The 21,385-nt window shown below is 60.9% G+C and carries 19 protein-coding genes; 6 read left to right on the top strand and 13 right to left on the bottom strand.

The genetic code is table 11. The annotated features are described in order from the left end of the window. The first annotated feature begins 87 nt into the window (after positions 1–87). Positions 88–801, top strand: a complete 714-nt coding sequence (gene tsaB / locus INF32_RS10875) for a tRNA (adenosine(37)-N6)-threonylcarbamoyltransferase complex dimerization subunit type 1 TsaB (protein ID WP_226388429.1) — start codon at positions 88–90, stop codon at positions 799–801. A gap of 76 nt (positions 802–877) precedes the next feature. Here tsaB and INF32_RS10870 read toward each other — a convergent pair whose 3' ends face one another. The 10 genes from INF32_RS10870 to INF32_RS10825 form a co-directional block, all read right to left on the bottom strand. Further along, positions 878–1,390 carry a single-stranded DNA-binding protein gene (locus tag INF32_RS10870; RefSeq protein WP_226388428.1) on the bottom strand — a complete coding sequence of 171 codons (513 nt, stop codon included), beginning with the start codon at positions 1,388–1,390 and terminating at the stop codon, positions 878–880. A gap of 25 nt (positions 1,391–1,415) precedes the next feature. Beyond that, positions 1,416–1,928 (bottom strand): hypothetical protein, encoded by a 513-nt coding sequence (locus tag INF32_RS10865; protein WP_226388427.1) that lies wholly within the window; start codon positions 1,926–1,928, stop codon positions 1,416–1,418. 2 nt (positions 1,929–1,930) lie between these two features. Further along, complete coding sequence (locus INF32_RS10860) at positions 1,931–2,734, bottom strand: purine-nucleoside phosphorylase (protein WP_226388650.1); 804 nt, start codon at positions 2,732–2,734, stop codon at positions 1,931–1,933. After that, complete coding sequence (lpxK, locus tag INF32_RS10855) at positions 2,691–3,761, bottom strand: tetraacyldisaccharide 4'-kinase (RefSeq protein ID WP_226388426.1); 1,071 nt, start codon at positions 3,759–3,761, stop codon at positions 2,691–2,693. The genes INF32_RS10860 and lpxK overlap by 44 nt, the downstream gene beginning before the upstream one ends. A gap of 81 nt (positions 3,762–3,842) precedes the next feature. Next, positions 3,843–5,843, bottom strand: coding sequence for an LTA synthase family protein (locus INF32_RS10850; RefSeq protein ID WP_226388425.1), 2,001 nt, complete (start codon positions 5,841–5,843; stop codon positions 3,843–3,845). Positions 5,844–5,886: 43 nt separating this feature from the next. Then, positions 5,887–6,759, bottom strand: a complete 873-nt coding sequence (epsC, locus tag INF32_RS10845; RefSeq protein ID WP_226388424.1) for a serine O-acetyltransferase EpsC — start codon at positions 6,757–6,759, stop codon at positions 5,887–5,889. Continuing rightward, positions 6,753–7,241 carry a DUF456 domain-containing protein gene (locus INF32_RS10840; RefSeq protein ID WP_226388423.1) on the bottom strand — a complete coding sequence of 163 codons (489 nt, stop codon included), beginning with the start codon at positions 7,239–7,241 and terminating at the stop codon, positions 6,753–6,755. Before INF32_RS10840 ends, epsC begins: the two co-directional genes overlap by 7 nt. 166 nt (positions 7,242–7,407) lie before the next feature. Next, on the bottom strand, positions 7,408–8,151 hold the full coding sequence (locus INF32_RS10835) for a succinate dehydrogenase/fumarate reductase iron-sulfur subunit (RefSeq protein WP_226388422.1): 744 nt from the start codon (positions 8,149–8,151) through the stop codon (positions 7,408–7,410). 43 nt (positions 8,152–8,194) lie between these two features. Next, on the bottom strand, positions 8,195–10,138 hold the full coding sequence (locus tag INF32_RS10830; protein WP_226388421.1) for a fumarate reductase/succinate dehydrogenase flavoprotein subunit: 1,944 nt from the start codon (positions 10,136–10,138) through the stop codon (positions 8,195–8,197). 33 nt (positions 10,139–10,171) lie between these two features. Beyond that, entirely contained in the window at positions 10,172–10,864 is a 693-nt protein-coding gene (locus tag INF32_RS10825) for a succinate dehydrogenase/fumarate reductase cytochrome b subunit (RefSeq protein WP_226388420.1), read from the bottom strand. Positions 10,865–11,031: 167 nt separating this feature from the next. On the opposite strand from INF32_RS10825, the gene INF32_RS10820 reads away from it, so the two are divergent. The 3 genes from INF32_RS10820 to INF32_RS10810 all read left to right on the top strand — a co-directional run bounded on the left by INF32_RS10820 (position 11,032) and on the right by INF32_RS10810 (position 14,191). Beyond that, entirely contained in the window at positions 11,032–12,411 is a 1,380-nt protein-coding gene (locus INF32_RS10820) for a polysaccharide lyase 6 family protein (protein ID WP_226388419.1), read from the top strand. Between the two features lie 65 nt (positions 12,412–12,476). Next, on the top strand, positions 12,477–13,541 hold the full coding sequence (locus INF32_RS10815; protein ID WP_226388418.1) for a uroporphyrinogen decarboxylase family protein: 1,065 nt from the start codon (positions 12,477–12,479) through the stop codon (positions 13,539–13,541). A 98-nt stretch (positions 13,542–13,639) separates the two neighbouring features. Continuing rightward, on the top strand, positions 13,640–14,191 hold the full coding sequence (locus tag INF32_RS10810; RefSeq protein WP_226388417.1) for a 5-formyltetrahydrofolate cyclo-ligase: 552 nt from the start codon (positions 13,640–13,642) through the stop codon (positions 14,189–14,191). A gap of 52 nt (positions 14,192–14,243) precedes the next feature. Here the strand turns inward: INF32_RS10810 and INF32_RS10805 are convergent, their stop codons facing one another. Further along, positions 14,244–16,028, bottom strand: coding sequence for a lysophospholipid acyltransferase family protein (locus INF32_RS10805; RefSeq protein ID WP_226388416.1), 1,785 nt, complete (start codon positions 16,026–16,028; stop codon positions 14,244–14,246). Positions 16,029–16,130: 102 nt separating this feature from the next. Here INF32_RS10805 and uvrC point away from each other — a divergent pair, with 102 nt between their 5' ends. Both uvrC and INF32_RS10795 read left to right on the top strand, forming a co-directional pair. Then, positions 16,131–17,966, top strand: a complete 1,836-nt coding sequence (gene uvrC, locus INF32_RS10800; protein ID WP_226388415.1) for an excinuclease ABC subunit UvrC — start codon at positions 16,131–16,133, stop codon at positions 17,964–17,966. A 121-nt stretch (positions 17,967–18,087) separates the two neighbouring features. Beyond that, positions 18,088–18,396 (top strand): DUF3467 domain-containing protein, encoded by a 309-nt coding sequence (locus INF32_RS10795; RefSeq protein WP_226388414.1) that lies wholly within the window; start codon positions 18,088–18,090, stop codon positions 18,394–18,396. Positions 18,397–18,528: 132 nt separating this feature from the next. Here the strand turns inward: INF32_RS10795 and INF32_RS10790 are convergent, their stop codons facing one another. Continuing rightward, positions 18,529–19,950, bottom strand: a complete 1,422-nt coding sequence (locus INF32_RS10790; protein WP_226388413.1) for a right-handed parallel beta-helix repeat-containing protein — start codon at positions 19,948–19,950, stop codon at positions 18,529–18,531. Positions 19,951–19,962: 12 nt separating this feature from the next. Beyond that, positions 19,963–21,369 (bottom strand): right-handed parallel beta-helix repeat-containing protein, encoded by a 1,407-nt coding sequence (locus tag INF32_RS10785; RefSeq protein ID WP_226388412.1) that lies wholly within the window; start codon positions 21,367–21,369, stop codon positions 19,963–19,965. Positions 21,370–21,385: the final 16 nt, after the last annotated feature.

Genomic DNA, 21,385 nt, shown 5'->3' with positions numbered 1-21,385 from the left:
TTCGTTTTTTGCTCCACAAAAATAATGCTTTTGGCCGATTAATCCCCATAATTGCCTACTTTTGTGGAGAAGATCGAACAGACGCATATGGCACTCATACTTTGCATCGAAACGGGAACCGATATCTGTTCCGTGGCGCTGGCCCGCGGAGGCCGGCTGATCTCCCTGCGGGAGAGCACGCAGGGACGCGACCACGCCCGTCAGCTCGGCGTGTACGTGGAGGAGATTCTGCACGAAAACGACATACGGGCCGACGAACTGGACGCCGTGGCCGTGGGAAAGGGGCCGGGTTCCTACACCGGATTGCGCATCGGCGTTTCTCTGGCCAAGGGAATGTGCTATGCGCTGCAAATCCCCCTGATCGCCGTCGGTTCGCTGGAGGCGCTGGTGCGGGTGGCCGCCGAGGACGACGAGGCGGGGATTCTGGACATCGACGATTTCGCCTCGGCCCGTCTCTGTCCGATGATCGACGCCCGCCGCATGGAGGTGTATGCGCAGGTGTTCGACGGCCGGCTCCGTCCGCTCACCGAGGTGGCTGCTTCGGTGGTGACTCCGGACAGTTTTTCGGAGTTCGTCTCCGGGCCCGGAGAGTTCGTCATTTTCGGCGGCGGGGCGGCCAAATGCCTGGATGTCCTGCCGAAAGGCCGCGTCAAGTGGGTGGATGTCACTCCTTCGGCCCGCGGTCTGGTCACTCCGGCCCAGGAGGCTTTCGATGCCGGCCGGTTCGAGGATATCGCCTATTTCGAGCCCTTCTATCTGAAAGATTTCGTGGTGACCGAGTCGAAGAAGAAATTTTTCTGACGGTCTCGTCAGGTAAATCCGAAGGCCGCTTCTCTTTTCGGAGAAGCGGCCTTCGGCATGTTCGTTCCGGACCGTATCAGAACGGCAGGTCGTCGGGATCTTCCGCCGGGGCGGCGGGAGCGGCCGGCTGCTGCGGTTGGGGTGCGGCGCCGTAGGCAGGCTGTCCTCCGGGCTGGGGCGAGCCATATGACGGCTGGGCGGGGGCTCCGGCGGGAGCGGCTCCGTAGGTGGTTCCGCTCAGGGGGGCGCCTGTCCCTTCCTGTTTGCGGCCGAGCAGTTTCAGATCGTCCGCCATGATTTCGATGGCGAAGCGTTTGTTGCCCGCCTCGTCCGTCCAGTCGCGGGAACGGATGCGTCCTTCGACGTAGACCTGGCTTCCCTTTCGGATGAAACGGTCGGCCACGTCGGCCAGATTGCGCCACAGCGTCACACTGTGCCATTCGGTGTGCTCGCGTGCTTCCTGCGTCTGCCGGTTGTAGATGCGTTCGGTGGTGGCGATGCGGATGCGGGCCACCTTCACGCCGCCCTCCAGCGAGCGGACTTCGGGATCGGCCCCCACGTTTCCTATCAGAATTACTTTGTTAATCATCGGGTCTGTATGGTTTTGCGTTCGGTTAATTTGCGGTGATGTCGGGTCCCAGGTACTTCGCCGCCACGGCGGTGAGTGCGGCGGCCATCTCCGGCTGGCGTGCGATCGCGCTGGTCAGGTAGGGCGATGCGGCCGCTTTGGCGTATTTGTTCATCTCTGCGGTGATGTTCACGTCGTCGTAGGTCCCGAGAAACTGTTCGGCCGCCGCTTCCAGCGTGGCCCGTGCTTCCGGCTGGCGCGCGATCGACTCGAGCAGCGATCCTATGGCGTTGCCCCGGGCCACGCCCCGGGCGTTGACGGCAGCGTCGGTCAGGGGAAGCAGGGCCGTGTAGCTCGCGTAAATCGTCTCTTCCGCCGTTTTTATCAGTTGGCCGGCCGATTCCGGCTGGCGTGCGATGTTTTCGAAAAGTGCGCCGACCGCCTCCATCCGAAGGGTCTTCAGATCGGGTTCGTTCGTGTCGTAATACTCTTTTTTACAGGCGGATAGTACGGTCAGGCAGACCGCTCCGACGCAGAGGATACGGGTAAGCGTTCTCATCGTTACAACTCTTTCAGCAGTTCGGTAAATAGGCGGGTCATCCGTTTGCCGGCCTTGATGCCCTCCTCCTGCACCTCTTCGTGGGTGGACTTGAGCCCCGTGAGGCCCATGTTGGTGATGACCGATACGCCGAACACGGTGACGCCCATGTGGCGGGCGGCAATCACCTCGGGCGTGGTGGACATGCCCACCGCGTCGCCCCCGATAGCCTTGAAGTAGCCGTACTCCTTCTGTGTCTCGTAGGTCGGGCCGGTGCCGCCCACGTAGCAGCCGAACCGGAGGGGAATCTCCTCGCGGGCGGCCACCCGTTTCGCCTTCTCGATCAGTTCGTGGTTGTAGGCGTCGTTCATGTCCGGAAACCGCGGTCCCAGTTCGGCTATGTTGGGGCCGATCAGCGGGTTGGGGATCAGGTTGATGTGGTCGGTGATGACCATCAGGTCGCCCGTGCGGAAGGTTTCGTTCACCCCGCCGCTGGCGTTCGAAACGAAAAGGTACCGGATGCCCAGCATCTTCATCACCCGGACGGGGAAGACCACCTGCTGGGGCGTATATCCCTCGTAGTAGTGGAAACGGCCCTGCATGGCCACCACTTTTTTGCCGCCGAGCATGCCGAAGATCAGCCTGCCCCTGTGTCCCTCCACCGTGGAGACGGGAAAGTCGGGAATCTCGCGGTAGTCGAGCGAGGCGACCGTGTCGATGCCGTCGGCCAGTCCGCCGAGGCCGGTGCCCAGAATGATGCCTACTTCGGGCTCGAACGCAACCTTATTGCGAATGAAGCAGGCCGTACTTTTGATTCGATCTAACATCATAATCCAGTTTTCGCAGAAAATTCCGCTTGGAATCCTCCGTCAGTGAGACTTTTATCGGAAGGAAATAGAGCGCACGCTGAATCTCTTCCGGAATCCGCTTCCGGTTGGTCAGTTTCACGGCGTCCTTTTCGGTCGTTACGATAATCGTGCCCGGAGGGGCCGATTCCAATGCCTTTTTCATCTTGTCCAGATCGCGCATCCGGTAGGGATGGTGGTCGGGAAAGACGAGCGTGTCCACCACCTCGTAGCTCTCCCGGAGCGAACGGATCATGGGGGCGGGATTGCCGATTCCGGCCATGGCGATCACGGGGCTGCCCGCCAGTACCTGTCCGGAGGCCATGTCGGCGAACAGCGGGGTGATGCTGCCCGTGGAGAGCGAGGAGAAGTAGAGCCCCTGGTAGGGGAACAGGGCCAGCGATTTGGTCACGATCCGCATGTCGAGCGGATTCATCTCCGGCGGACATTTGGTGACGATCACGAAATGGGCCCGGTAGAGCTGGTTGGTGCGGTCGCGCAGCGAACCCCATGGCAGCAGGTGGTCGCGGTAGATAGGTCTCGAATAGTCCATCAGCACGATGTTCACCCACGGTTCCACCTGCCGGTGCTGGAAGCCGTCGTCCAGCACGATCAGATCGACTTCCGGGTGTTCCTGCCGGATGCGCCGGATACCTTCGGCCCGCTTTTCGCAGACGGCCACCACGATGTCCGGAAACTTCAGCTTGATCTGCTTGGGTTCGTCGCCCACCTCGCGGAACGAGGAGCGGAGGGTCGCTTCGACATATCCCTTCGTACGGCGGCGGTATCCCCGCGAGAGGAGCGCCACCTTGTAGGTGCGGCTCAGATGTTCGATTAGCATCTCGGCCACGGGGGTCTTTCCCGTGCCCCCGACCGTCAGGTTGCCCACGCAGACGATCGGAATGTCGAACTCCTCGGAGTGCAGAAAGCCCCAGTCGTAGAACTTGTGGCGGATGGTCACCGCAAGCCCGTAGAGGAAGGCGAATGGGGAGAGAAGCGCTCTGAACATCTGATTCAACGTGTAATTTCCAAAGGTAACGCAAAAGGTTCGATTTCCAAAGCGATTTGCCGAATTTCGCAGGAACGCGTCCTATTTTACCATGTAGTTTTTCTCCTCCAGATGCCGGTAATACTGCTGTATGACGGCCTTCAGGCGGCGTTCCGCATCCCGGACGGCGCCGTTTTCCCGTCCGGCCAGGTCGTGCCGCTGGAGCGTGTCGCTGCGGGCGTAGGCGCCCAGTACCTTTTCCTCGTCGAAATAGATCACTACCGAGTCGGTGACGGCCTGGAAATTTTGGTTGGCGTAGTTCACCGCCATCGGCATCCGTTCGGGTTCGCCCAGAATGTCCCGCCCGAAAGCGAAATAGGGTTTGTCGTACCCGATCAGCCCCAGCAGGGTGGGCATGATGTCGGTCTGCTGCGCCACCACGTTGTCCGTGCCGCGCAGGGCGCCGTCGGGCGTGTAGAGGAAGAGGATGATGCGGCTCTTTCCGGTCGGGGTGCGGGTCTTGGGCGCGAAGGTTTCCGAGGAGACGTGGTCGGCCGTGAAGACGAAAAGCGTGTTGCGGAACCAGTCGGTCCCGGCGGCCCGTTCGAAAAAGCGGCGCAGGGCCAGGTCGGTGTAGGCCACTCCCTTGTGGATGCGCGTGCGTCCCTCGGGCAGCGTATCCTCGTATTTTTCGGGCACGACGAACGGATGGTGCGAGGAGAGGGTGAAAACCGAGGCGAAGAAGGGCTGCGGCAGCTCCCCGAGCGTCTCCTCCATGAAGCCGAGGAACGGTTCGTCCCAGATGCCCCAGTAACCGTCGTAATCGTCCGTCCCGTGTGCCTTCTCGTAGTCTTCCTGACTGTACAGGCGGGTGATGCCGGAGGCCGTGGCGTAGGCCCCGAAACCCATCGAACCGCGGGGCGAACCGCAGAAGAAGGCGGTGGCGTAGCCCTCTTCGCCCAGTATCTTCGGAAGTCCCCGGGTGGGGGCCAGCGACTGGGGCAGCAGGACGAAGGGCGTCTTGAACGAGGGGATCGAACTGAATACGGCGGGCAGCGCCTCGATCGACTTGTGGCCGTTGGCGAAGCCCGACGTGAAGGTGTATCCCTCCCGCATCAGCGAGTCGAGGAACGGGGTGAATCCCTTCCCGTCGGGATAGAGGTCGGGATTGAGCAGGCCGGAGTGCTCGGCGCTGAAACTCTCCAGAACGAAAATCACGATGTTGCGCTGGCCGAGGACGGGGCGCAGCGGTCCCGGACCTTCGTACGGGGCGGAGGTGTCGGTGAGGAGTGCCGCCTCCCCGCCGGCCGGATAGTGGCAGGGGGTGAAGATCGACTCCAGCTCTTCGGGAGCGTAGTATTTCGTATAGGCGATATGTCCTTTGCCCAACGTGCGGATAATGCAGAACGGATTGCTCAGGATCAGGTTGGCCTTGTCGGGCGAGGGCGTGTAGAGGGTGGCGTTGCTCAGGGTGATCGGCCGCACCGAGCGGCCGAATCCGCCCCGGATGCCTCCGATGACCAGGGCGACCGCTCCCAGCAGGAACAGTGTGCCGACGGCGAGGTACCCTCCCCTGCCGGCGACCGGCGTACAGGGATGCCCGCTCCGGCGCCATGCCCAGACCAGAGCCGCGATCAGCAGGATGCCCGCCGCGACCAGATACCAGTTTTCGGCGGCGAATTTCAGGATCAGTCTCGCTGAGTTGTCGTTGGAGGCGAAAAAGATTTCGTCCGAGGTGAACCGTTTCTGCGTGTAGCGGAAATAGACGGCATCGGACAGGTTGACCACGACGGCCGCTCCGTTGACGGCGATCCAGTAGGTGAACAGCATGCGCTGGTATCCTTTCCGTTCCCGTATCCGCAGGGGAAGCAGCGAAAGGAGAATGAACAGGGCGTTGACATAGAGGATCGAAGCCGTGTCGAATACGAGCGACCCTTTCAGCAGGGGCCACACTTCCCCGCCTGCGACCGGGCCCAGCAACGGGGCGTTGTAGAGGTAGAAGATGATCCGGCAGAGGAAAAGGGCGGCATAGACCGCCAGCAGCCGTTTGGCCAGCACGGCCATGTCGCTGTTCCACCATTTGGCGCATGTTTCGCACTTCATATCGTTCGGACGTTTGGTGTTCGTAGTACAGGGGAACCGTAGGTTATTTCAGGACTTTTTCCCTTTTGGGGCGGGCGGCCCCCTTGATGACGATTTCGGGACGGTGGTAGACCCGCGAATTGGGCGGAACCGACTCCGTGAGCCACACGTTACCGCCGATCACCGTGTCGTGTCCGATGGTGGTGTCGCCCCCGAGGATGGTGCTTCCGGCGTAGATGATGACGTTGTCCTCGATCTTCGGGTGGCGGCGCACCCCTTTCAGCTCCTTGTCCACGTAGGTGGCGCCGAGCGTCACTCCCTGGTAGATCTTCACGTTGTCGCCGATGATGCAGGTCTCCCCGATCACGATGCCCGTACCGTGGTCGATGTAGAACCGTTTGCCGATCGTGGCCCCCGGGTGGATGTCGATTCCCGTCTGGCTGTGGGCCCATTCGGCCACCACGCGCGGCAGGATCGGGATGTTCAGTTTGTGCATCACGTGGGCCAGCCGGTGGATGGTCATGGCGTAGAATCCCGGGTAGCAGAGGATCACCTCCTCCTTGCAGTAGGAGGCGGGGTCGCAGCGGTCGTACATTTCGGCGTCCTGCATCAGTCCGGTGAAGATAAGCGGAATTTCGCCGAAGAAACGCTCCGTGAGCGATTCGCAGCAACACTCCTGCGAGGCGCACAGCGGGGTGATGATCTTCAGGAACCGTTCCTGTATCTGTTCCCAGCGCAGTTCGATCTCCTTGAGCGACATGTTCTTGTTGGCACGCACCAGGAAGAGGAGGTTGACCAGCGAGTCGATGAACTCGCGGGCCTCGACCGTGGAGGGGACTTCGCGGTAGAACGCGCGGGTCATCTTGTAGAGGCGTGCCGGGAAATTTTTCAGCGTATTGGTCATCGTGCGGCTATTTCGTTCGTACTCTTTTACCATAAGGCGGCGATCACATAATAAAACATAAACCCTGCCGAAACCAGCTTGATACCCGTGCCGAGCACGAAGCCCAGCAGGGAGCCGAAGGCCACTTTGAGCGCTTTCCACAGATCGCGGTTTTCGGCCCGGTGGCTGTACAGTTCGCCGAGCAGGGCCCCGAGGAACATGCCCCCGATCATCCCCACGGGCGGGACGATGAAAATTCCCGCCAGCATGCCGGCCAGCGACCAGCGGGCGGCCGCTTTCGATCCGCCCGTAAGGCGCGTCAGGTAGGGCGGGATCAGGTAGTCGATCAGTGTCACGGCGGCCGTTACGACCAGCCAGGTGAGCAGGAACTGCGTGGAGAACTCCCCGCGTCCGGCCCAGTGCACGAGCAGCAGTCCCACGTAGCTGACCGGAGGCCCCGGGAGTACGGGCAGAATGCTGCCTGCGATGCCCGTTACGGCACATAGTACGGCCAGTATGATGAGCAGTGTATCCATCGTTGCGGTTTTCGGTTCGGTAAAGGTAATGATTTTCGCCGGAATCCGGTAGCTTTCGTCGGAATCTCCCCTTTCTCCGGAGTGAGGGAACGGCCGGGGTGCGGGTCCGGGCAAAAGAAAAAGGGCGTCCGAGACGCCCTTTTTCCGTATGCGGAAGACGATTCCTTTAGTCTTTCAGTTTGGCCGACAGGAACTCCCGGTTGAGGCGGGCGATATGGGCGATCGAGATGCCTTTCGGACACTCGGCCTCGCAGGCTCCGGTGTTGGTACAGTTGCCGAAGCCCAGTTCGTCCATCTTGGCAACCATCGCCTTGGCGCGGCGGGCGCCTTCCACGCGGCCCTGGGGCAGCTTGGCCAGCGACGATACGCGGGCGGCCACGAACAGCATGGCCGAGCCGTTCTTGCAGGTGGCCACGCAGGCTCCGCAGCCGATGCAGGCGGCGGCGTCCATGCTCTCGTCGGCGTCCTTCTTGGGGATGGGAATCGCGTTGGCGTCGGGCACGCCGCCCGTGTTGACCGAAACGAATCCTCCGGCCTGCAGAATCTTGTCGAATGCGCTGCGGTCCACGGCCAGGTCCTTGATGACCGGGAAGGCGGCCGAACGCCACGGTTCGATGGTGATGGTCTCCCCGTCGTGGAACTTGCGCATGTGGAGCTGGCAGGTGGTGATGTCTTCGTCGGGCCCGTGGGCATGGCCGTTGATGTGCAGCGAACACATGCCGCAGATGCCTTCGCGGCAGTCATGGTCGAAGACCACCGGCTCCTTGCCCTCGTGGATCAGGTTGTTGTTGAGGATGTCGAGCATCTCCAGGAACGAGGTGTCGGGCGAGATGTTCTCCACGTGATAGGTTTCGAAGCCTCCTTTGGATTTGGCGTCCTTCTGGCGCCATATTTTCAATTTCAGATTCATGATCTCTTGATTTTACACGTTTTTGATTGTTCGCTCCCTCGCCTTAGTCCTTGTAGTTGCGCTGGGCCAGATGTACGGCCTCGAAGTTGAGCGCTTCCTTGTGCAGCACCGGTTCGGTCTCCTTGCCCGTGTATTCCCACACGGCGGCGTAGGCGTAGTGCTCGTCGTCGCGCAGCGCCTCGCCCTCGGGGGTCTGGTACTCCACGCGGAAGTGTCCTCCGCACGATTCGTTGCGGTTCAGACCGTCGCGGGCCATCAGTTCGCCCAGTTCGAGGAAGTCGGCCACGCGGAGCGCCTTTTCCAGCTCCTGGTTGAACTCGGCGGCCGTGCCCGGCACCTTCACGTCGGCCCAGAACTCCTGACGGAGTTTCCGGATCTCCGCGATGGCCTTTTCGAGGCTCTCTTTCGTGCGGGCCATACCCACGTTCTCCCACATGATGTGGCCCAGCTTCTTGTGGATTTCGTCCACGGTCTGCTTGCCCTTGATCGAGAAGAGCTTCTCGATCCGGGCTTTCGCCGACTGCTCGGCCTCGTCGAACTCCTTGGTGGTCACGTCCACTTTCGGGGACTGGATTTCGTGCGAGAGGTAGTCGCCGATCGTGTAGGGCAGCACGAAGTAACCGTCGGCCAGACCCTGCATCAGGGCCGATGCACCGAGGCGGTTGGCGCCGTGGTCGGAGAAGTTGGCCTCGCCGATGGCGTAGAGGCCGGGGATCGTGGTCATCAGGTTGTAGTCCACCCAGATGCCGCCCATCGTGTAGTGTACGGCCGGATAGATCATCATCGGCTCGTGGTACGGGTTCACGTCGGTGATCTTCTCGTACATCTGGAAGAGGTTGCCGTAGCGCTGGCGGATCACCTCCTCGCCCAGCCGCTCGATGGCGGTCTTGAAGTCGAGGAAGACGGCCAGGCCCGTTTCGTTCACGCCGAATCCGGCGTCGCAGCGCTCTTTGGCGGCGCGCGAAGCCACGTCGCGCGGCACGAGGTTACCGAAGGCCGGGTAGCGGCGCTCCAGGTAGTAGTCGCGGTCCTCTTCGGCGATGTCCGACGGTTTTTTCTTCTTGGCGCGGAGTGCCTCCACGTCCTCTTTCTTCTTGGGAACCCAGATGCGGCCGTCGTTGCGCAGCGACTCGGACATCAGCGTCAGTTTCGACTGCTGGTCGCCGTGTACGGGGATACAAGTGGGGTGGATCTGCGTGAAGCAGGGATTGGCGAAGAATGCCCCCTTCTTGTAGCACTGCCATGCGGCCGAACCGTTCGAGTTCATGGCATTGGTCGAGAGGAAGAAGGCGTTTCCATAGCCGCCCGAAGCGAGCACTACGGCGTGCGCGCCGAAACGCTCGATCTGGCCCGTCACCAGGTTGCGGGTGATGATGCCGCGGGCCTTGCCGTCCACGATCACCAGCTCCAGCATCTCGTGGCGCGGGAAGCTCTTTACCGAGCCTTTGGCGATCTGACGGTTGAGGGCCGCATAGGCGCCCAGCAGCAGCTGCTGTCCCGTCTGGCCGCGGGCGTAGAAGGTGCGCGATACCTGCGCACCGCCGAAGGAGCGGTTGTCGAGCAGACCGCCGTACTCGCGGGCGAAAGGAACGCCCTGGGCCACACACTGGTCGATGATCGAGTTGGATACTTCGGCCAGACGGTAGACGTTGGCTTCGCGGGCGCGGTAGTCGCCGCCCTTGATCGTGTCGTAGAAGAGGCGGAACACCGAGTCGTTGTCGTTCTGGTAGTTCTTGGCCGCATTGATGCCGCCCTGTGCGGCGATCGAATGGGCGCGGCGGGGCGAGTCGGAGATGCAGAACACCTTCACGTTATAACCCAGTTCGCCCAGCGAAGCGGCCGCCGATGCGCCGCCCAGGCCCGTACCGATGACGATGATGTCCAGTTTCCGTTTGTTGGCGGGGCTGACCACCTTGATCTCGGCCTTATGCTTGCTCCATTTCTCGGCCAGCGGGCCGGCAGGAATTTTCGAATCTAACGTTGCCATATCTTGTGTTTTTGTTTTTCGGTTAGGGACTACTTAGCAGGCGTAGGGGCACAGGCTCCGGAAAAAGAAGACCAGCACCACCAGCGCGAAGCAGAGGAATACTACGGTGGCCACGATGTTGGCGATGCATTTGGTGCGCGAGAGCCATATCTGGTTGTTCCAGCCTACGGTCTGGAACATGCTCCAGAAACCGTGCGTGAGGTGGAACCAGAGGGCCACGAGCCATACGAGGTAGAGGGCCGCGTAGTACCACTGGCTGAAGGTGTATTGGATCAGGGCGGCGCCGTCGGTCGGCGAGAGGCCCAGCGAGTTGGTGTGTTCACCCAGGATTTCTACCAGCTGCATCTTGCTCCAGAAGTTGAACAGGTGGAGCAGCAGGCCCAGGATGACGATCAGACCCAGCACGAACATGTTTTTCGAGGCCCAGCTGACTCCCGTTTCCTGGGCGGTTTCGGCATAGCGGATGCCGCCCCGGGCCTTGCGGTTGCGCAGGGTGAGGATGATGGCGTAGATGAAGTGTACCGCCACGCCGGCAGCCAGTACGAGCGTTCCCGCCAGCGCGTACCAGTTGGCGCCCAGGAACTCGCAGATCGCGTTGTAGGCCTCGGCCGAGAAGACGGCCGCCAGGTTCATGCTCATGTGGAAGAGCAGGAACAGCACCAGAAAAGCCCCCGAAACGCTCATGATCAGCTTTCTGCCGATCGATGAAGTGAACAGATTACTCATAGAATAAATTTTTTGTTTGTACGGTTTGTGCAGCGTCTGTCGCGCCGTTTAAAGCCACAAAGGTATCCTATTGTTTGCAAAATAACAACCAAACGGGGGACAAGTTTTCGAAAATTTTATACCTTTACAAATTGGTTGACCAATTTCGAATTCTAAAATTTATCCCGATGAACTTGAACTCATTCCTGATTTTGTTAAGAAAGGCTGTTTTGCTTCTTGCGGCGACGGCCGTTGCGGCTTGCAGCGAGAACGGCACGACGGATACCGGCGACGGCGGCGGAAACGACGGAGGGACGGCCGTTCCGCACGTCGTTTCTTCGACGGATGAACTTTCTGCACTCGGTGCGCTGAAATCCGGCGACGTGGTGATTTGGAAAGACGGAACTTACGATGCGCAGCAGATCGTTTTAACGGGCCAGGGCACCGCCGGAGACCCGATCGTTTTCAGGGCGGAAACGCCCGGGGGAGTCTGCTTTACGGGAGCTTCCTCGCTCGCTGTAGACGGCAGCGGCATCTGCGTCAGCGGCTTTCGCTGGCAGGACCCGGAGCCGGCGGGCGAGCACCTCATTTGTTTCCGGAGCGGTTCCCTGTCGTGTCGGCTGGAAGATTGTGCCGTCGACGGTTCGGGGACGCTCCCCGATGCCGAAAACGGCACGAAATGGGTCTCGCTGTACGGAAGCGGACACACGGTGACGCACTGCGATTTCGAGAACAAACGCAACATGGGCGCACTCATGGTCGTATGGCTCGAGGAGGGCGTGACGGCGGGGCATACGATCTCCTACAACCGGTTTACACGGCCGGAAACCATCTACGATGAGACGGACGAGCCGGCCAATGAACAGGAGACGATCCGTATCGGCGACAGTGCACACTCCATGCAGGAGGCCCATTGCATCGTCGAGCACAATTATTTTTACCGGTGCAACGGAGAGGCTCAGGAGATCGTTTCGAACAAAAGCTGCCGGAACACCTACCGCGGCAACGGCTTTTTCGAAAGCAAGGGTACGCTGACCCTGCGGCACGGAAACGACTGCACCGTCAGCGGGAACTATTTCCTCGGCAACGACATCGAGGATACCGGCGGCGTTCGCATCATCGGCGAAGGACATACCGTGGAGAACAACCGGTTCGAACGGTTGAACAGCGTCGGTTACAAGGCGGCTTTGTGTCTGGTGCGCGGCGAAGAGAATCCTTCCCTGAGCGGTTATTTCCAGGTCCGGAATGCCGTTGTCCGAAACAACGTCTTCGTCGACTGCAACCTTGCCATGCATGTCAACTACGGGAGTTCGAAAATGACGCTTCCGGTCGTTTCGAGCCGGATCGAGAACAACACGGCCGTCGCGGCCGAGGGGACGACCGATTACGTGGTCCGTTACGAAAGTTCCGATCCGGAGGCGGAGATCGTCTGGGAAAACAACACATTTTACGGACGTTTTAAAAACAACTATTTCGGCCTGTCCGCCCAGAAGGAGCGTCCCGGGATACCGGACGGCTCGGCGCAGCTGTCGGCCATCGAAGAGGCTGCCGGTACGACATGGGAGTGATTCGAATATTTTTCGTATTTTTGGTTCGAACAAATGTGTCTAACCCTTAAAGATTGTTCGATCCTATGGAAATCATCCGCAAAGAGCCGTTCCAGCCCGATTATACCAATATTCTGAAGGTGCTGTACAACGAACGGCCCGGTTATCTTCCCCTGTATGAACACCATATCGACGCTCCGTTCATCTCCAAGGTCCTCGGCCGCGAAGTTTCCGCCGAGGGAAGGAAAGGGGATGATCTGGTGGAGCATTACCGCACGGTGATCGGTTTCTGGCGGGACCACACCTACGACGCTTTTGACTACGAAGCGGCCATCTGCGAAATTTTTCCCGGTCATGGCGCCATTCTGGGCGGGGAGGGACCGATCCAAAGCCGGGCCGATTTCGAAAAATACCCGTTCGACGAGCTGCCCGGAATCTTCTGGGATACCTATACGCCCCACCTGGAAGCCATCCGCAAGGCGCTGCCCGAAGGCATGAAGGCATACGGGGGATGCGGCTACGGTATTTTCGAATCGGCGCAGGACCTGGTGGGCTATACCAGTCTGTGCATGATGCAGTACGACGATCCGGAGCTGTTCGCCGATCTGTTCAGGCGCATCGGCGACCTGTACGAGACGCTGTGGAGCGAGATGGTGAAGCGGTATTCGGATATTTTCGTCTTTTTCCGCATGGGAGACGACCTCGGTTTCCGTACCAACACGCTGCTCGATCCGCAGGTGCTGCGCGAGCATGTCGTTCCGCAGTACCGCCGGGTGATCTCCCTGGTACACGGTGCGGGCAGGAAATTCCTGATGCACAGTTGCGGCTGTATCTTTTCGCTGATGGACGACCTGATCGCGGCCGGCATCGACGCCAAGCATTCCAACGAGGACCAGATCGCCCCTTTCAGCCGCTGGATCGACGACTATTCCGAACGGATCGGGCTGTTCGGCGGTTTCGATATGAATGAACTGATCCTGAATCCGTACGATTATGTGTACAGGAAAGTGCTGGAAGAGGGTACAGAATTCCGGGCGAAGGCCCGGGGATACGGTCTCGGGTCGGGCAACTCCATTCCCGAATACGCCTCCGTGGAGGGATTCGAGGCGATGGTCGATGCCGTGAAGGAGATTCGGAGACGGGAAAAATGATCTTTCCGTCCGTCGTCCGGGAAGTCTGGAGAGACGGCAGACCAGATGATATACTGTTCGAAACGGTTGCGCGGTGCGGCCGGATAATTTCGCAGACCGTGAAACAGGATGAGAAACGGGCGCTCCGGCGCCGGATCGGGGAACTCGCCGGGCAGTACGGCGAAGAGTGGCGCCGGGAAGCCTCCCGGCAGATATGGGAGCGGGTGGAACGTCTGCCGCAGTTCCGGAGGGCACACACGGTGGCGCTCTACTGGTCGCTGAAGGACGAGGTGGAGACGCACGGTTTCGTCCGGAAATGGTGCGTCTCGAAGCGGATCGTGCTGCCCGAGGTGCGGGGAGAGGAGATGGTGTTCCGGGAATACGATCCGGCGGATGGGGTGACTCCGGGAGCTTTCGGTATCGGGGAGGCCCGCGGGGCGGAGTGTCCGGCGGCGGCGATCGACCTGGTCGTCGTGCCCGGGGTGGCGTTCGACCGCAGCGGGGGGCGTATGGGACGGGGAAAAGGATTTTACGACCGGTTCCTCACCGGGTGCCGCGCCTGTAAGGTGGGCGTCTGTTTCGGCTACCAGCTGGTCGGGGCGATCCCCTGCGAGGAGCACGACGTACGGATGGATGCGGTGGTGAGCGTTCCCGACATGCCCGGACAATAGACGGTCCCGTTGCCGGACAATGAACCGGAGGCGTGCCGCTTCGGGAGGGGTGTCACCGGTTGTCGAACCGGCGGAAACGGGCGATCACGTCGATGTCGGTGATCTCTTTCGAAAGCATCTGGATGATATTTTCGGGCACCTTTTTCAGATCGAGCAGCATCAGTGCGTCGAGGGCGTCGCAGAAGTCGTGGTCCACATTGAAGGCCAGCACGTGGCTGTTGAGCTGGAGGTATTTCCGGATCAGGATCGGAATAGCCATTTCGTCCCGTTCGATGTCGCAGACGATCTTGTTGATCAGGTCGATGTTCTCCACGCCGTCGATCAGCGAGTCGTCCAGGGGAAAGTCGATCCCTTCGAGCCCCGTGACCGGACGGATGAAGGGAGCCAGTTTGCGGTTCATGTGTTTTTTCTGGAGATAGCGGACGATCAGCGTCTTGGAAACCCGCTCGAATTCGCCCGAGATGGTGACCGGGCCCAACAGGTTCCGGTATTGCTCGTGTTTGAGCAGCACGTAGAGAATGCCTTTCCAGAGGAGCATCAGGGAAGCCGCCCGGCGCTGGTAGTCGTGCGCAATGAAGGAACGGCCCAGTTCGATGGTCCGGGCCATGATCGGCTCCATCTGCGGCGACATCCGGAACAGGGAGTTCGTGTAGAAACCGTCCAGTCCGAACCGCGGGACGATCCGGTCGCCCAGCCCCAGACGGTACGCCCCCACGAGCGCCTTTTCGGCGGTGTCCCAGACGAAAAGCTGGTGATAGTAGGCATCGTAACGGTCCGTGTCGATACTTTTCATCGAACCCTCGCCCACTTCGCGGAAAGTGACCTCGCGCATGCGGCCGATCTCGTGCATCATGAGAGGAATGGCCTCGGGCGGGGTGAAGTAGGTTTCGTAGTTGTTGTACGCGAACAGCAGGTGGTCGGCGCGGATGGAGCGCAGTTCGGCCGTCAGCGCATCCATCGCTGCGGGCGAGACGATCTCGTCGGCTTCGGGACGGACCGGCTTGCGGCGGGGAAGGATGCGGATTTTCCTGCGCGGCTTTTTCTTCCGCAGGTAGTCGACGTTGGCCCGCAGGTAATCGCCGTATGCCCGTGTCTCTCCCAGTTCGGCGAGCCGGCGGGGCGTCAGGGCGCTCCCGATGTTGATGTCGACCGTGACGCCCCGCTTGTTGACCAGTTCGTGCGGCAGCAGGGCGGTCCGCAGCAGGGGGTGTATCTTGCCGGCCAAGTGGAACAGCCGGCTGTTGCGGCCTTCGATGCAGACGGGGACGACCGGCACGTTCGCCCGGCGGATGAACCGGACGGCCGAAGGGCTCCACGGCTTGTCCCTGACCGTCGAGAAGCCCTTCTGCCAGGTGGCAACCTCTCCCGCAGGGAAGAGAACCAGCGCCCCGCCCCTCTTCAGGTGGGCGAGCGATTCGCGGAGGCCCCGCAGGTTCTTTCCCGCGTCCTTCGAATCGAACGGGTCGACCGGGATGAAATACCGGTTCAGCGATTCGATCCGCTCCAGCAGGAAGTTGCCCATGAAGCGGACGTCGGGTCTGATTTTTGAAAGGAGGTCGATCAGCATGATTCCGTCCAGCAGGCCGGTCGGATGGTTCGAGATGAAGATGACGGGACCCTCGGCGGGAATGTTGGCCCGGTCGTGGTCGCACACCGAAACCGTGACTCCGAGCTGCCGGAGCAGCTCCTCGGCACAGCGGTCGCCGGCGGCGAGCGTATCGGCATAGAGCCGGTTGATCTTCCCGATGCCGAGCAGGCCCATCAGCAGGGATGCTCCCGCGCGGGCGGCGGCCCCCCTCTTTCCGAACATCAGGTCTTCACGCTCTACGAGCTGCATGCGATTGGGTTTAATTCTTCGAATCCGCGACAAATTTATATTAAATTTTATCAATTATACTCTTCCTAATCATTAATTTTGCCGGAGTCCAATTTCCTCAAAATGTCTGCCGAAACGCGCGAGAAGCTCAAAGAACAGGTGGCCCTGCTGCCCCTTTCGCCGGGGGTGTACCAGTTTCTGAACCGGGACGGGGTGGTGATCTACGTGGGGAAGGCCAAGAGCCTGCGCAAGCGGGTCTCCTCCTATTTCCTCGACAGCCGCGACCATACTCCGAAGGTGCGGGTACTGGTGCGGCAGATCGCAGAGATCCGCCACATCGTGGTGGCGACCGAAGCCGATGCCCTGCTACTGGAGAACAACATGATAAAGAGTCTTCAGCCCCGTTACAACATCCTGCTGAAGGACGACAAGACCTACCCGTGGATCGTGATCCGCAACGAACCCTTTCCCCGGGTGGAGTCCACCCGCCGCATGGTGCGCGACGGGTCGCGTTATTTCGGGCCCTACGCCTCGGTCGTGATGCAGAAGAGCGTGCTGGAGATGATCCGGGGTGTCTGCCAGCTGCGCACCTGTTCGCTCAACCTCTCGCCGGAGGCGATCGCACGGGGGAAATACGGCGTCTGCCTGGAGTATCATATCGGAAACTGCAAGGGGCCCTGCGTGGGCCGGCAGAGCGAGGAGGAGTACCGGCACGACATCGACCTGGTGGTTTCGATGCTGGGAGGGGACATGCGGACCACGCGCAGTTTCCTCGAACGGCAGATGCACGCCGAGGCGGAGAAGATGAATTTCGAACTGGCGGCCCGTTACAAGATGCGTCTCCAGCTGCTGGAAAACTACCAGAGCAAGTCGGTGATCGTGAGCAGTACGCTCTCCGACCTGGACGTCTTTTCGCTGCTGGCGGACGACGGGGTGGCCTATTGCAATTTCGTGCGGATCAAGGCCGGGGCCGTGGTCAATACCTTCACGGCGGAGTTCTCTCTCGGGGCCGAGGAGGACGAGGTGTCGATCTTCACCCACGCCATCCGTCAGATGAGTGAACGCATCTCCGGGGAGCCCGCCCGTGAGGTGGTGGTGCCGTTTCTGCCGGAGACGACGCTTTTCCCCGGCGTGGAGTTCGTCGTTCCCAAACGGGGCGACAAGCTGAAACTGCTCGAATTCTCGCAGCGCAGCTGCAGGATATACCGGCTGGAGAAGCTCAAGAATATCGAGATCAAGGACCCGGCCCGCCACAGCCGCCGGATCGTGGAGGCCCTGCAACGGGAGCTGAGGCTTCCGGAGCCGCCCCGTCATATCGAGTGTTTCGACAACTCCAACCTGCAGGGCACCCATCCCGTAGCTTCGTGCGTGGTGTTCCGCGATGGAAAGCCTTCGCGCAAGGAGTACCGTCATTTCAATATCAAGACGGTGGTGGGTCCGGACGATTTCGCCTCCATGCGGGAGATCATCGGCCGGCGGTACCGGCGTCTGCTGGACGAGGGAGCCGAACTGCCGCAGCTTATTATCGTGGACGGCGGCAAGGGCCAGCTCAGTTCCGCCTACGGGGTGCTGAAGGAGCTGGGGCTGGAGCACCGCATTCCCATTATCGGCCTGGCCAAGCGGATCGAGGAGGTCTTCTACCCCAACGATCCGGAGCCCTATTACCTCGACCGGACGGGCGAACCGCTGAAGGTCATCATGCACCTGCGGGACGAAGCGCACCGTTTCGGCATCACGTTCCACCGCCACAAGCGGTCGCTGGCCTTCATCAGGAGCGAACTGGAGTCGATTCCGGGTCTGGGTGCCGTTTCGGTGACCAGGCTGCTGCGCCGTTTCAAGACCGTGAGCGCTATCCGGAAAGCCACGGAGGAGCAGCTGGCCGAAGTGGTCGGGCTTGCGAGGGCGAAGGCCGTGAGGGCCTTTTACGACGGGGCGGACTCCGCTCCGGAGCGGAAATAGTCTGCCGGGACACCGGCCGGCAGTCCCGTTGTTGATAAACGGGCGATAACTTCCCGTCCTTTCCGGCGGAGAAGCGGTCCGGAAAGGTTATCTTTGCTCCGCAAACCAAATGAATCCCGCCATGGACAAACGTGAGATAGATATCGAACTGAACGAAACGGTCGCCGAAGGCCATTACTCCAATCTGGCGATCATCTCCCACTCCACTTCCGAATTCGTGCTCGATTTCGCGGCGCTGATGCCGGGCGTACCCAAGGCCCGGGTGAAGAGCCGGATCATCCTGGCGCCCGAACATGCCAAACGGCTGCTGCTCTCCCTGCAGGAGAACATCACGCGCTACGAGAGTTCGGTGGGACGGATCAATATCCCGCAGGCTCCCTCTTCCGAAGAGGGGCAGGTGGCCATGAGTTTCAAAGTGGGCGAAGCATAAACCGGCCGGAAACGGAATGAAAAGAAAGGGCACGGATCGTTACGGTCCGTGCCCTTTCCGGTTTTCGGGTAGTCGGTTTTTCGGCTGTCCCCGGAGTGCCGGGTGAAGCGCTCCGGGACCGGCCGTTTTTCGTTATTTCAGTTCGATGGGTGCCAGGTCGGGTCTTTTCCCTTTGTAGGGGATCGGGTCGAGGTGGATGACGTCGGATCCGAGATTGATCTTCTGGGTCGGAACACCCTTGTCGATCAGGACACTGCCCTTTTTGAGCCGGGCGAATTCGTCCGGCAGTCCGCCGTCAGATTTGCGGGGAGCTTCGGCGCTCTCGGGTGTGAGCGACACGAATTCGGCGGCGGGATCGTCCGTCAGACCGGGCAGCTGCCACAGATTGTTGTCGTACACCATGTCCGCATTCTCGAAACGGTCCTTGACAGGGGCGCCCCACGAGAGGCAGTTCCTCAGCACGAATTCGGTCTTGTTCTTGTTGGGGTGGTTGAAGTTGTAGTTGCGCTTGTTGTAGAAGGCCATGCAGTTCTCGATGACCGCGCCGTAGGCGTGGTGGTTCTGGTCGATGCCGTTGGAGGCATTGTTGAAAGCCACGCATCCGCGCAGGACGTGGGTGCCGCGCGATTCGAACCGGCATTCGCGCCCGGCGATGAAGAGGCAGCCGCCGCCCATCTTGAATCCGTTGCCGTTGCCGTCGAACAGCTCTTCGGTCAGCTCCTTGCCGGTGTGCTGGCGGTACATCTCCTTGTGGTCCTCCATCATGCCCGTACTCCAGGCCCAGCAGTCGATCAGCTCGATGCCGAAACCGCATTCGAAGAAATCCCATGCATCGTCCGAGTTGGCCCAGGCCCGGCAGCCGATGAAGCGGTTGCCCTTGCCCGTGTTCGACTGGCAGGCGAACCCGTCGGTGTTGGTGCCGGGCCGGTCTTTCGTCCACCAGTCGAAATTGTGGTGGGCGTCGCAGTTGATGAAGGTGTTGTAGGCGGCCTTTTCCCCGTCCGGATTGTTCTCCTCGACGTGGGGATAGCCGATGTAGAAGCCCGTTCCCCCGTTATGGTGCGAGGTGCAGCGCTCGAACGTGTTGTGCGAGGCGTCGCGGATCTTCACGCCGGCCTTGTAGGCGTTGCAGACCGAAAGCCCCTTGATGTGCCACCACTGTCCCGTGGTCAGATGCAGCCCGACGTTGTTGTGGGTTTGCTCGCTGCAGTCGAATTCGGGCTTTTCGTCCTTGTAGGCCCAGAGATTCAGCGGTTTGGATTCCGAACCCGCCTTTTTGAGGATCACGTCCTTGTGGAGCATGTATTTGCCCCCGCGCATGTAGATCGTGCCGCCCGGTTCGATACGGGCCACAGCGGTGAAGATGTCCAGCGGCGAGTCGATCGTGCCGCTGCCCGTGGATTTGCCGTCGGGAGCCGCGAAGATCACCTGTCCCTCCGAGGGTTGGGGTTCCGCCCCGTCGTTCAGGGCCCTTTCGTCGGCGCATCCCACCGAGAGCGAGAACAGCAGATAGCCCGCTGTCAGGGCCGCTACGGAAAAGAATTTGTTTTTCATAGGTTTGTAAAGTTAATGTTTTTCGTTGAATTCGAAAGCACCCAGGTCCGGAGCCTTCCCCGCGAAAGAACGGGCCGGCAGGTCGATGGCGTCCCGGGGCGACAGGACCGCTTTCCCGGGCGCTCCCGCATCGACGGCGCGGCATCCCCTCCTGAGGCGGCCGAACCGCTCCGGCAGCGACCCGTCCTTCCGCCGGGGGGCCGCCGCATCGGCTGCGCTGAGGGAGACGAAATCCTCCCGGGAGAAGGTCAGCCCCAGGTCCCAGGAGTTGTTTTCCGAGACATATCCGATATCCATGACCGGTCGGTCGCCGCCTTTTCCGAAAATGATGTTGTTACGCAGCACGTTGGTCCTGCCCGCGTCGGGTTCTTTCCAGTAACGGATGTTCTGGCCGTTGTCGAAAGCGAGGCAGTGTTCCACGACCGTTCCGTCCTGGTGGTTGTTCTGGTCGATCCCTTTCACCCTGTTGCCGAAGGAGATGCAGCCGTGCAGCACGTTCAGCCCCGCCGACCGGTTGGCGCACGCTTCGGGCTCTCCCGTCCAGACATGGTTGCCTCCCAGCTTGAATCCGTTGCCGTTGCCGGCGAACAGCTCCTCGGTCAGCGTCTCCCCGGTCTTTTCCCGGTGCATTTCGGCGAAATCGCTCCACACGCCCGCGTTCCAGCTCCAGCAGTCTACGATCTCCACGCCTCCTCCGCTTTCGAACAGGTCCCAGTTGTCGTCCGAATTGCTCCAGGCCCGGCAGCCGCGGAACTTGTTGCCCCTGCCCGACCGCAGTTTGCAGCCGAAGCCGTCGGCATGCGTCCCGGGACTGTACTCTCCCCGGTATGTCGACCACCAGTCGTAGTTCATGTAGGCATCGCAGTTGACGAAGAGGTTATGGGCGGCTTTTTCGCCCGAATCGTTCTCCGAACCGTGCTCCAGTCCCACGCTGAAACCCGTGCTGCCGGTATGGTGTGCACTGCAACGTTCGAAACGGTTGTGCGATCCCGTGATGAATGCCCCGCCCCCGGCGGCTCCCGTCAGCTCGATCTCCTTCAGTTGCCAGAAACTTCCCGTCAGCCGGATGCAGGGGCCCTTCTCCTCTCCGTCGATCCCGCTGCCGTCCAGTACGGCCCGGCCCTTGCCGAATACCTCCAGGCGGATCGGCTGCGCTTCCGTGCCTTTGGCGTCCAGCATCAGCGTTTCGCGCAGCCTGTACACCCCCGGTTCGAGGCGGATGACGGTGCCGGGCACGGCGTTCTCCACGGCCACCACCAGCGACACGGGACTGCCGTGGGTGCCGGCTCCGGCGGGGCCGGCTTCCGGAGAGACATAGACGCCCTCCGGAAGTTTCCGGCTCTCGCCGCATCCTGTCAGCGCCGCACACAGCCAGAGGATGGCCGTCAGCATGCTTTTGCCTGGATTCCGGTCGGTCATGGTTCGTTTTCCGTTT

This window comes from Gallalistipes aquisgranensis, assembly GCF_014982715.1.
GTDB lineage: Bacteria > Bacteroidota > Bacteroidia > Bacteroidales > Rikenellaceae > Gallalistipes > Gallalistipes aquisgranensis.
The sequence above is the reverse complement of the archived record's forward strand: the minus strand, read 5'-3'. Positions and strand labels throughout refer to the sequence as shown.